Origin of the sequence: Streptomyces sp. NPDC047841 (genome assembly GCF_040704085.1) — a bacterium.
In the GTDB taxonomy this organism is placed as follows: Bacteria; Actinomycetota; Actinomycetes; order Streptomycetales; family Streptomycetaceae; genus Streptomyces; species Streptomyces argyrophylli.
In genome coordinates this window covers 1-11,381 of record NZ_JBEYRP010000069.1, presented here as the reverse complement: position 1 = coordinate 11,381, position 11,381 = coordinate 1, and the positions used below count along the sequence as shown (strand labels likewise).

The window sequence follows — 11,381 nt, the reverse complement described above, 5'->3', positions numbered from 1 at the left end:
TCAGGACGAACGCGAGCGGTCGACCGATGGCGTCGCAGGCGAGGTGGATCTTGCTGGTCAGACCGCCTCTGGACCGGCCGAGGGCCGGGCTGTGGGGCCCCCTTTTCGGGCCCCGGCAGCATGCTGGTGGGCTCTGACGATGGTGGAGTCGACCGACACCAGCCAGTCGATGTCACCCGCGGCGTCCGCCCTGGCCTGGGCGACTCGCAGCATCCGGTCGAACGTGCCGTCCGCCGCCCAGCGACGGAAGCGAGTATGGAGCGTGGTCCACGGCCCGTACCGCTCAGGCACGTCCCGCCAGGCCACCCCGGTCCGGAACTTCCACACGATCCCGTTCAGGATCATCCGGTCGTCCAGCCGAGGCCGCCCCAGCGCAGGCCGGGGCAGTAACGGGCGTATCAAGTCCCACTCAGCATCGGACAGTTCATGGCGACGTATCACCACACCATGATCCACCAACCAAGATCACTTTGACGACAACTCCTAGGCGGTCCGCCCCGTGTCGTGATCTTCCAGGACAGCGTCGGCCCGTCGATGACGCGGCCACCAGAGGCCCTACGTCCAAGAGCGTTCCTGCGGACCCGTGCGGCCATCGGCTCGGCGGCTCCTGTCACTCCTCGGCGCTGCTGGTGCGTTCGGGCCCGAGGTAGCGCACGGCCGGGAAACGCTCGGCGATGCGCATCACCACGGTGGCGTGCCCGCGCGTGGCGAGGTCGCGCCGGGCCTCCTTCATGTTCAGGATCTTGTCCATGGTGTAGATCTCGGTGCAGGGACCGAGGTCGATCTGGTGCTGGCCGAGGGTGAAGAGCATCCCCTCGTAGCCGACGGTGACGCGGAACATCCCAGCACGGAGGTCCCCCAGTTGGATGAGGGCTTCACCGCTGTCGACGCCCACGGACACCGTGCTGCCCCGCAGCACGACCTCCTCCCCGTCGAGCAGGGAGAGAATGTCCCTGACCTCACGTGCATCGCGCTTGGTTAAGTTGTCGGGAACGGGGAAGAAGCAGCCGGTCCTGCTCTGCAGCCGTGTCAGGTCGTCGAAGGCATCGGCCCACAACTGGGCTTCGCCCGGCTCCCATCCCTCAGGCGTCATGGTCGTGCTGATCGGTGCTCGCACCCGGCCGGCTGCCTCCCCGGCGAAGGCGAGTTCCATGAAACGACCGGGCGTGGCCTGGCTGAGCAGCCGGAGCACTGGCACCATCGTCTGCGGCATCGCCGCCTCGGGCGGCTGGAAGGAAAACTTCAGCTGAGCGGAGAGATCGCGGTGGTTGTAGCGCAGCCGCACTCGCATCAACCCAGTCATGTCACTGCCGTGGAGGGTTCCGCCGTCCGTCCCGCTCACCCGGTGCGTGAAGGACACGGGCAGGGAGGCGAGCGGAACGCCTGAGGGCAACTGGACGACGACCTGCCCTCGCAGCGGCGGCGTCACCTCCTGCCGGGGCGAGGTGATGCGCACACCGCCCACCGTGATCCGCTCCAGCCCCAGCCCGGCGGGGCCCGACAGGGCGGCTTCGGCGAGATTGTCCGCGCTCAGCTCCACCTCTCCGCCGAAGCGCATGGTCTCCTCGAACCGCAGCCTTCGGCGGGCCTCCTGCGGGTCTCCATCGGCGAAGCGGACCCGGCCGGTGAACCGGATGGTGCCCTGCCCGTCCAGGTCGGGCCCCCGCGGCGTCAGGTGCACGACCGTCCGACCGTCGGCGTCCATGGAGGTGTGAACCGCGTGGTGGGGTGATATTTCCTGGATTCGGGTATGCAGCGCGCTGGCCCGCTCGGCGTAGTCGGAGATCCCGCCAGCCAACGTGTCGCGTTCGGCACGCGCCTCGGCGATGCACTCCAAGACATAGCCCTCGGCCTCCTGCAGTGCGTAGCGCACCAGCTCAGGATGGGCGGCGAATTTCTCGTCCAGCCAGCTGCGCCCCAGCCACCGTCGTACGAACGGAAACTCATCGCGCAGGCCGTCGAACCACTGCTGCTCGGCGGGGTTCGGGTCGATCGGCACGAGGAGATCCCAGTGGTCCGGCTGGTGACGGGCCGCAGACACCAGCGACTCCTTCACCTGCCTGCGGCGTCCGGCGTTCATCCGGCCGGTGAACGACTTCGCCTCGTACACGACCAGTTCACCGCCGTCGGTGTACTCGAACAGGTCCCGGCCGCCGTCCCCGCCCGTCCCGTCGACCGCCTGCGCGCGCTCCCGCAGGCGCATCACCAGCAGCGTCACCAAGGACTCCGACAACCTGGGGTTCTCAGCCAGCCTCTCCCATGGAACTCTCACCACACACCCACCCTACGAACCCCCTCTGACAGGCCGACCCTCTCCGTACGCCGAACTCCTCGCCTCGCCCCCCGGCTCCGGTGGGCAGGGCGAACAATGCCGGGAACGGCCGACCGGCCACCGCCGCCCACCGTAGGGGCCCGCGGGGACGCCCGCCTGTGCCTGCCGGCCGGTATACGCGGCGGCCCGTACCAGCCGAGGACCCTCCAGACTTCCGGGTGTTGATGAGGCGCGCACGGGTTCGGAGTAGGTGGCGAAGAAGCGGTCACCGGTGAGCTTGTGGTGGGCGAGCTGTTCGCGGACGGCCTGTTCGTCCGCCCAGCGGTCCGGGCTGCTGGCGAGCGCGGCCGCGTAGGCCGTCACGGCCTTCTTCAGCTTCTCGAACAGGGCCGGGGTGACGACGCGCATGCCTGGCACCGCGATGGCCTTGTCGTCGCACACCCGGCTGGGGTGCACCATGACCGCCACGGCCTCCACCTCCGGGTTGTGGTCGTTGAGCCAGCGGACGCTGCCGCCGAGCTGGTCCATGTCCTTCTTCGCGATCGTGTCGGTGGTGCACCCCGTCTTCAGCTCGCATACGGCCTGCCGCCCGCCCGAGAGCGCCCACAGGTTGTCCGGGCCCGTGCCGTACTGCTTCTCCGGCCGCGTGCTGGCGAGCCCGAGATGCAGCCCGAGCTGCTGCCAGGCCCGCTCTGCGTCGTCGGAGCGTTCCTCCTCGCCCCACACCACCTCCTCGAACAACTGCTGTATGCCGAGCCTGAGCCCGGTGCCGTCGCGGTACTCGGCGGCCAGGAACTCCGCAGCGGCGCGCGACTGCACCGCCGCCGCCTTCAGCTGGACGGGGGCGCCGCCGTTGACCGGGCGCAGGACGAACGGGTTGTCGTTCAGCGCCCCGGCTACCAGCGCCTCTGGTCGCAGGGGTCCTTGGAGGAGCAGCGAGGCGCCATCTGCCGCGTGACCGGCCCTGCGTAGTGCTGCAAGCGCGGGGACTGTGGTCTTGACCACGCAGGTGGGTGACCGGGTCGACGCTTGTCGACGATCTGGACCTGACCTGGCTCGGTACCGCGATGAGGGGCCGCTCGATCAGCTCGTCCAGGTCTTGATCTGAGCGGCGACTTCCCGTACAGGGAGCCCGTCCCGGGCGGCGCGGGCCAGCGGGAGAACGGTGTCCAGGCCAGGGCCCACCGGCATCCCGCACGCCGACAGGTAGGCCGCGGTCACCGTGGCCGCGAACAGCAGGTTCCTCATCTCCAGGCTCGGGTTTCTCGCCAGCTCGCACAGCAGCGCCGCAGCCTTGTGATGGGGCTCGGGGTAGACCTCGTGGTCAAGGATCTCCGCCCGGTGACGTGCCTCCGCCGCGACGGGGACGCCGTAGTCGACAACCTGCGGATCTCCCGAAATCTGCTGGGCCACTGCCAGGATCCACGCGAGGTCGATGCGGAGGTTCACGCGGCGTCCCTCGGTGCCGTCTCTGCCGGGGTGCCCTCGAGGCCGGGGTACCGGTCCTCGCCGACCTCAGCATCGAACACGTCCGTGTATGCCGCCAGAAATGATGCAGCGCCGGCCATGAAGGCCGCGCGGGACTGGTTCACGTCGGCCTCGATGAGGTCGGCTACGTATCCCTGGAGGCTCAGGCCGCGGCGTTTGGCGCGGTCCTCGGCGGCCGCCCTCACGTCATCGTCCAGCCGGATGTTCGTCTGCTTTGCCATACCCACCACCATAGCTAGGCACTGATACCGCTGACTAGCAAATGGCCGTGCGGGTGTCCCGGAGCCCTGCGGTCGGACGGACGCCGCGCCGTGTACGGCACCGCGCACAACACGGGGACGAAGCAAGCCAGGGGTTCTCGTTGCAGGCCAGGGCCCGGCGGCGGATCCGGGTGCTCTGGGGGCTGGCTTTATTCACGAGTCGTGGTTCTGGCACGACTTCCGTGAAGCGCGCACGCTGAGTGACGGCCGTCGCTCCAAACAGGCTTCGGGAAGTTGCCTGAAAACGACCGGGGCCAATCTTGGTGTGGTCGACAGTGCGACGTCGTGGAAGAGACATCGCCTCCCGTGGAGGGCCTGCTGTTACCGTCCATCGCGGACGTGTCGGTGCAGTCGCTGGATGTGAGCCACGAGGCGATACGCGTCAACGTCAGCAGTACGTCGGCCGGGGCGGCATGCCCGGACTGTGGAAGCGAGTCGACCCGGGTGCACAGCTCTTATCTGCGGTTTCCCGCGGACGTGCCGAGCGGGGGACGTCTGGTGGTCCTGCAACTGCGAGTTCGGCGGTTCTTCTGTCCGCAGTCTTCGTGTGCTCGGGAGACGTTCGCTGAGCAGTTGCCCGGGCTGACCCGGCCGTACAGCAGGCGGACGGAGCGGTTGCGGTCGACTCTCGCCGCGGTGGGGCTCGCCCTCGCCGGCCGGGCCGGCGCCCGGATGGCACGGGCCTTCGGGGTGTCCATCAGCCGCAGTGCACTCTTACGGCTGCTCGGTGCCTTGCCCGAACCCGAAGTCCCGGCCCCGCGCGTAGTCGGCGTCGATGAGTACGCCACTCGCAAGGGACGGGTCTACGGCACGGTGCTCGTCGACGTCGAGACCCGTCGGCCGGTGGATCTGCTGCCTGACCGAGAGGCGTCCAGCCTGGCCGCACGGCTGGCGAAGCGACCCGGGATCGAGATCGTCTGCCGGGACCGTGCGCCGTTCTTCGCGGAAGGCGCCACAGCCGGGGCACCCCAGGCGACGCAGGTCGCCGACCGCTGGCATTTGTGGCACAACCTCGGGGAAGCTGCTGAGCGTTCTGTCGCCCGACACCGCCAGTGCTTTCGCGTCCTGGTTCCCGATCCTGAGCAGAAGGCCGACGAACCTGCGCCGTCCGAGGAGAAGACGGACTCGCCATGGCGGAGCGAGCGATTCGCCAACCGCGTCCGAGCCAGGCACGCGACGGTCCACGCGCTGCTGGAAGCCGGCCACAGCCGCCGTTCCATCGGGCGCCAGCTGAACATAACCCACCGCACCGTCAAGAGCCTCGCCGACGCAGCGAAGCCGGAAGATCTCTTCCGCGGCCAGTGGCAGCACAACAGGACCTCCGTCCTCGACGAGTACAAGCCCTACCTGGACGAACGCTGGGATGAGGGCTGCACCACCGCCTGGAAGCTCTGGGCGGAGATCGTTCCCATGGGCTATCGAGGCAGCTACGGCCGGGTCAGCGCCTACCTGCGAGAGAAGCGCACCTCGCCACGACCGGTCACCGCGCAACCGCCGGCACCCCGCGTGGTGACGAAATGGATCCTCAGCAGACCCGAGACCCTGACCGAGATCGAACAACTCCGGCTCAAGGCCGTCCTGGCCAACTGCCCCGAACTCGACGCCCTGACCGGTCACGTTCGATCCTTCGCCCAGATGCTCACCGAGCGCCAGGGCGAACGACTCCCGCAGTGGCTCGACGCCGTCCGCCAGGACGACCTTCCCAGCCTCCACACTCTCGCGGCCGGCATCGACCGAGACCGCGACGCGGTCATCGCCGACCTTACCCTGCCCTGGAGCTCCGGCGTCGTCGAAGGACACGTCAACCGCATCAAGATGCTCAAGCGCCAGATGTTCGGCCGCGCCGGCTTCGCCCTCCTCCGCAAGCGCGTCCTGCTGGCGGAGTGAGAGCTTCCCTGACCTAACAATGCAGAGATCATGGTCGGTATGAATAGCCGGTTCGAGCAGGACACAACTGACAACAGCGACGTTCCTCGGCCGAAGTGGACCGAGGAGATAGGCCTTCAGACCGTTGATGCTGCTGGCCTGGTGCGTCACGTCACCATCTGCCTCAGTGATCCCTCTATCGCTCTCATCGCGCTCGTCGATGCTCACTCATGCATAGAGTTCACCGGGACCGACTATCTCGACTGCCTCTCCCAGGCCCGGCAACAGCTCGAACGTGACGGTCGCCTCCTGTGCTGCCAGGGAGCCCGCCCCAACGTCCACCCTTCCGGACAACTGCGACAGTTCACCAACGGCCGGCAGGCATACGTCCGCCACTCGGAACAGCAGAGCGAGGGCTCCGAGATAGTCGACATCTTCGCCCCGGCATCCCCCGAAGACGTCATGAATCTCGACGACCAGCGAGCAGCAATAATCAGCGCCTGGAACGCCCGGCACCCGGGAAACCAGATCTGACCCCCTCACAGCCGCAGTCACTCTGCGTGAGCCCATCACACAACTCGTGCCAGAACCCGAGTTTTCTCGTGAACATCCACGGACCGGCCGACCGCCCATCGCCACCCAAACCGATGACAAACGCTGCTGAAGTGAACGAAGCCATGCTGTGCAGTGCCGAGCCAGGGCGATCACCTCTGGGACCGCGCGGTGCGGTTCCTGACAGCGACTGAGAGGCACCGGCATGGCCAGCGGAACCGTCAAGTGGTTCAACGCCGAAAAGGGCTTCGGCTGACGTCTTCGCTCACTACTCCAACATCAACGCCTCCGGCTTCCGCGAGCTACAGGAAGGCCAGGCAGTCACCTTTGACATCGCTCAGGGCCAGAAGGGTCCGCAGGCAGAGAACATCACCCCCGCCTGAGTCTGGACGTCATCCGGGCCCGGGGGAGAGCGTTCCCGGGTCCGGATGAGACGGCGAGCACACGGGCCGGCCGGCGTTTGAACGTCCGCAGCCACGCCTGCGGACCGGCCGCTGCCACAACCGGCAGGCCCGCCTGCTGGGACGTGCCGAGTGGCCTCGGCACGTCCCACCGTTGCCTCTTTCGTGGGCTCCGCAGCGGGGCCTTGGGGATGCCTCGCCGGCCTCGCGCTGCTGCACCTGTGCCGGACGATCCGCCGATCCCACGGCAGCCCATGGAACGAGGACAAGCCGCGCCCACACGCAGATGTACGTGCGAAGAATGATGCCATTTCGTACGGTTCACTTCCCGGCTCTGACAGGACAACCGGGGTCGGCGGTCCCGCGCTCCGATCGCACGCCGCGCGGGACCGCCATCAACGGCTGCGGCGCAGGGCCATAGCTGGCATGCCGATGTGCCGGGTGTCAGGCCCGGCGGTGTGCGCCCCCCTGCGGCTGGGCCCACATCTTTTCTTCGTGCCGGGCCCCTCGTGGGAGCCACCTTTCAGGCATGTCTGCGTCGGCCGCAGCCCCAGCCGCTGTCTGTGAGGGCCCAGCCGCCCTTCCGACCCGGGCCGCCCCTCTCGGCGGGGGCGCCGTCGCTTCCGTGGCGGCTGTAACAGCTCTGACCGCGCGGTGTTTTCCCGAGCGTGATCAACTGTGACCCAGCCCAGCCCGTGTACGGCATGGCCTTCACCCGGCTGGGACCGCACCTCGTGCTGTCCACGAGCGTCACCGTGAGGCGGTCACGGTGCAGGACCTGGTAAACCGTGCTGCCCGGCAGTGCATCTCCCGCGACCCGCAACTGCGAGCCAGCTACGAACGAACCCGGCGCCACCGGCTCGGCGCGACCGTTGTCGACCGTCTGAACCCGGCCGTCACCGTGCACGACCTGGCCCCCGTCGGCGAAGCGGTGTCCACCGCCCTGGCGCGCGCCGACGCCGCCACGCGGAACGAGCCGGAGCCGGAGCACTATCAGTCGCTCGAACTAGGCTCCGAAGCATGAGCACCCCCACCCCCGCTCGACGTCAACCGCCTCACCGTCATCGCCGACAAGGCAGACGGCCCGCTACCGCTACCCGAGATGGGCAGCGGTGAGAACCACCTTGGTTACCACGTAGCCGCCATGCTCAGCCTGCACGAGTGGTTCACCGAGCACCGCGCACTAGTGCCTCATCTCCTCGTGCTCGACCAGCCGTCGCAGGCCTTCTTCCCAGCCGACCACACAGGCGAAGCCATTCTGGGCGCCAACGACCGCCACAAGCTGCTGAACGTCTTCCAGGCGATGATCACTACAGGCTTCTATGACCATTCAACGGGCGGCCCCGTCCCGGTGAGCAGTCGCGCGACGCCCATGACTCCCACCACCGAAGCCGGCGGCCCGGCCACGGGACGGCGTCGGTGCTCGGGGCGCGCGACGTCGGTGGGGTAATGAATGAGCTCTCCTGGGCTCAGGCTCAGGTGTCCGGGAGAACTCATACATGTGGCAATGTCCTGGTGGGTCCGGGGCATGGCCTGTCACAGCCGGTGTTGTGCGAGCGGGCTTCAGCGGTCGGCGAGCCCGGCGAAGGTATCGGTCACCCAGTCGGCCACGAAGGAGCTGACGTGTGGAAGGTGGTCGAGGCCGACGTGCTCGGCACCGCCCTCTGCGGCGGTGAAGACGCGCAGTTCCCGCTTGGGACTGTTGACTGCCTGGTCGTAACTGCGGTGAGCGTACTCGACGGGTATCTGGCGGTCGTTCTCACCGTGGCAGACCAGGAACGGCACCGTGATCTTCTCGACGACGCCGTCGAGGTTCACTTGGTCGGCGAACTCGATGAACTCCTGCACGTTGGAGTGGCCCCAAACCCACAGGACGTGGTCCCAGTAGTGCGGGACGGGACGCTCCCCCTCACGGGCGAGGCGGCGGCGCTGCACGGTGCCCCAGTCGTGGTTGGCTCCCCAGGCGACAACCAGCGCAAGGCGCTTTTCGAACGCGGCGGCCCGGGGGGCGTAGTAGCCGCCGAGCGACCATCCGACCAGGCCGATGGCGTCGTTGTCGACGTCCGGGCGGCTCTGGAGATAGTCGACGCAGGCTGCGGCCCATGCCTCGGTGTCGATCCGGGAGGTCAGGCCCTGCAGACGAAGGGCCTCTCCGCTGCCGGGGCAGTCGACCATGAGGGTGGATATGCCCCGGGCTGCCAGTTCGGCGGAGAAGCCCGACAGGTACATGTGCTCTTTGGTGCTGTCCAGCCCATTCCACATGATCATCACCGGGGTGGGGCGACCGTCGGGGCTGGTTGCCTGCGTGTAGTAGGCGGGCAGGTGAGTGTCCTCGTAGGGCACGGCCACACGGGTGGTGGTGGGGTCGGCCAGCTCGAAGGAATGCTCCAACAGGTCCAAGCAGCGCTGGTAGACGGCGATCCGGTCGGGGTCGGAGATCGACTGCATGCGTTCGGCGTTGACCAGGTAGTTCGCTGCCCGCGCGTACATCTGGCCGGCGGTGCGTTTGCGGCCGGCGGTTGCGGCTTTGGACGCCTGCTGCTCCATCGAGTCGACCAGGGTGGTCCAAGCGGCCAGGAGCTCCCGGGTGCCGACGTCCTCGCCGCGGCCGGCGATGTCGCGGATGGGGCGGCAGGCGCGGTCGACCTCGTCGATGAGGCCGCCGCTGTTGAGCGCGGCGACGACTCCCAGGTTCCAGACGTAATTGCCTGGGAAGTACTCGAACACGGTGGGGATTCCTTTCGCTGGGGTGGTACGGCCAGGCTGTGCGGTCAGCCTGCGGCTACGGCGTCGCTGATGGATTTCACTCCGCCGTGGGCGGTCATCCCGCCGTCGACCGGGATCTCGGCGCCGCTGATGAAGGACGCTTCGTCGCTGAGGAGGAAACTCACCAGCGGTGCGACCTCATCGACGGTTCCCGTCCGGCAGAGAGGGGTCTCGGCGACGTTGGCGTCGTGGAAGGGCGCGGACGCGCTGGCGGTCATCGGGGTCTCGATGTATCCGGGGTGAATGGTGTTCACTCGGATCCCCCGGGGCCCCAGTTCGAGACAGGCGACCTTGGCGAGCCCGCGCAGGGCCCATTTGCTGGCGGTGTAGGCCAGGGGGAAGTGGGCGGTGAGGGCTGCGACCGACCCGACGACCACGATGGATCCGCCGTCGGTCATCAGGGGGGCCAGCGTCTGGATGCCGTGGAGGGTGCCGGTGACGTTCACCTCCTGGACGCGGGCCAGGTCGGCTGCGGTCAGGTCACCGAGGCGGGCACGCCAGGTGATGCCGGCGTTGGCGACCAGTCCGTCGACCCTGCCGTGGATCCGGCCGATCTCGTCGGCCAGCCGCTTCCAGCCCTCGCCGTCGGTCACGTCCAAGCGGCGGTACGTCGCCCCGGGCAGCTCCTCGGTGGGCTGCTCCCCGAGGTCGACGGCCCACACGTCGGCGCCTTCGCGGGCGAGGAGTCTTGCCTCGGCGGCGCCCTGGCCCTGTCCGGCACCGGTGACGACGACGACCTTTCCCTGCTGGCGTCCGGTCATCACGGGCGCTCCCTGTGGCGGGGACGGGGACGAGCTGCCGGGACCGGCGGGACCGGTCGGCCGGGCACCACGGTGTTACGGATGGTGCCGATGCCCTCGACGGTCATCTCCACGACGTCCCCGGCCTTCAACGGCGGCGGCTCCAGCTGTCCGGACCGCCCCCACAGTTCGGCGAGGCAGCCTCCGTTGCCGCAGGTGCCGGAGCCGAGTACGTCACCGGCGACGACCCGGGTGTCGCGGGAGGCGTAGGCGATGAGGTCCTCGAAGGGCCAGCCCATGTTGGACAGCAGGTCCCGGCCGGTCTCCTTGCCGTTGACGGAGACACTCATCGTCAGGGCCAGGAAGCCCTCGGCGTCGCGGAAGGGCTCCAGCTCGTCAGCGGTGACCAGGCACGGTCCGAGGGTCGACGCGAAGTCCTTGCCCTTGGCGGGTCCGAGGGTGACTTGCATCTCGCGGCGCTGGAGGTCCCGGGCGGACCAGTCGTTGAGGACCGTGTAGCCGAAGACGTAATCCCGGGCCTGCTGCGGGCTCAGGGACGAGCCGTCGCGGCCGATGACCACGGCGACCTCCAGCTCGTAGTCGAGCATGGCCGACCCGCCGGGAACCGGGACCTCGTCGAAGGCGCCGACCAGACCGTGGGGGTTGGTGAAGTAGAAGGTGGGCGCCTCGTACCACTCGGGCACGACGCCGCCTCCGCTGCCGACGCTGGCGACGACGCCTTCGACGTGTTCCTCGAAGGCGACGAAGTCACGCACCGACGGCGGGGTGAGCGGAGGCAGCACACGGCCTTCGCCGTGGGCGGCGACAACGGGAAGGGCCAGAGCCTCGGCTCCGACGCGCAGTGCCTCGCCGAGTCCGGCGCGCACCAGATCCAGAACGCTCGTGCCCTGCGGCAGGGGGTGGAGGCCGGAGTCGTCGACGACTCCGGCCCCCCCCCCGGCGGGGGGGCCGTGCCCGGGGGGGGACCCCCTCACAACCGGGGCGGGCGGCGCCGGGGGCCCCCCCCAGGGGGTTA

10 protein-coding genes and 3 pseudogenes are annotated in these 11,381 nt (G+C 68.6%); 5 read left to right on the top strand and 8 right to left on the bottom strand.

Annotated elements, in window-relative coordinates; translation table 11 throughout:
• The 5 genes and pseudogenes from AB0947_RS42340 to AB0947_RS42320 all read right to left on the bottom strand — a co-directional run.
• Positions 1-441, bottom strand: a pseudogene (locus AB0947_RS42340) (IS5 family transposase); the annotation flags it as partial.
• A gap of 169 nt (positions 442-610) precedes the next feature.
• Positions 611-2,218, bottom strand: a complete 1,608-nt coding sequence (locus AB0947_RS42335; RefSeq protein ID WP_366755687.1) for a hypothetical protein — start codon at positions 2,216-2,218, stop codon at positions 611-613.
• 66 nt (positions 2,219-2,284) lie between these two features.
• A complete protein-coding gene (locus tag AB0947_RS42330) occupies positions 2,285-3,277 on the bottom strand; it encodes a hypothetical protein (RefSeq protein WP_366755686.1) in 993 nt (330 codons plus the stop codon).
• 78 nt (positions 3,278-3,355) lie between these two features.
• Positions 3,356-3,721 (bottom strand): hypothetical protein, encoded by a 366-nt coding sequence (locus AB0947_RS42325; RefSeq protein ID WP_366755685.1) that lies wholly within the window; start codon positions 3,719-3,721, stop codon positions 3,356-3,358.
• A complete protein-coding gene (locus AB0947_RS42320) occupies positions 3,718-3,981 on the bottom strand; it encodes a hypothetical protein (RefSeq protein ID WP_366755684.1) in 264 nt (87 codons plus the stop codon). The genes AB0947_RS42325 and AB0947_RS42320 overlap by 4 nt, the downstream gene beginning before the upstream one ends.
• Before the next feature lie 324 nt (positions 3,982-4,305).
• On the opposite strand from AB0947_RS42320, the gene AB0947_RS42315 reads away from it, so the two are divergent.
• The 5 genes and pseudogenes from AB0947_RS42315 to AB0947_RS42295 form a co-directional block, all read left to right on the top strand.
• A complete protein-coding gene (locus tag AB0947_RS42315) occupies positions 4,306-5,907 on the top strand; it encodes an ISL3 family transposase (RefSeq protein ID WP_366755683.1) in 1,602 nt (533 codons plus the stop codon).
• A 39-nt stretch (positions 5,908-5,946) separates the two neighbouring features.
• Entirely contained in the window at positions 5,947-6,420 is a 474-nt protein-coding gene (locus tag AB0947_RS42310; protein WP_366755682.1) for a hypothetical protein, read from the top strand.
• Positions 6,421-6,643: 223 nt separating this feature from the next.
• Positions 6,644-6,821 (top strand): annotated as a pseudogene (locus AB0947_RS42305) (cold-shock protein).
• Positions 6,822-7,608: 787 nt separating this feature from the next.
• Complete coding sequence (locus tag AB0947_RS42300; protein WP_366755681.1) at positions 7,609-7,863, top strand: hypothetical protein; 255 nt, start codon at positions 7,609-7,611, stop codon at positions 7,861-7,863.
• Positions 7,864-7,887: 24 nt separating this feature from the next.
• Positions 7,888-8,289 (top strand): annotated as a pseudogene (locus AB0947_RS42295) (DUF3732 domain-containing protein); the annotation flags it as partial.
• Between the two features lie 113 nt (positions 8,290-8,402).
• Here AB0947_RS42295 and AB0947_RS42290 read toward each other — a convergent pair.
• From AB0947_RS42290 to AB0947_RS42280, 3 genes are read right to left on the bottom strand one after another with little or no spacing between them, the layout of a single operon-like run.
• On the bottom strand, positions 8,403-9,566 hold the full coding sequence (locus AB0947_RS42290; RefSeq protein WP_366755680.1) for an alpha/beta fold hydrolase: 1,164 nt from the start codon (positions 9,564-9,566) through the stop codon (positions 8,403-8,405).
• Positions 9,567-9,610: 44 nt separating this feature from the next.
• Entirely contained in the window at positions 9,611-10,366 is a 756-nt protein-coding gene (locus tag AB0947_RS42285) for an SDR family NAD(P)-dependent oxidoreductase (protein ID WP_366755679.1), read from the bottom strand.
• Entirely contained in the window at positions 10,366-11,340 is a 975-nt protein-coding gene (locus AB0947_RS42280; RefSeq protein WP_366755688.1) for a fumarylacetoacetate hydrolase family protein, read from the bottom strand. Before AB0947_RS42280 ends, AB0947_RS42285 begins: the two co-directional genes overlap by 1 nt.
• Positions 11,341-11,381: the final 41 nt, after the last annotated feature.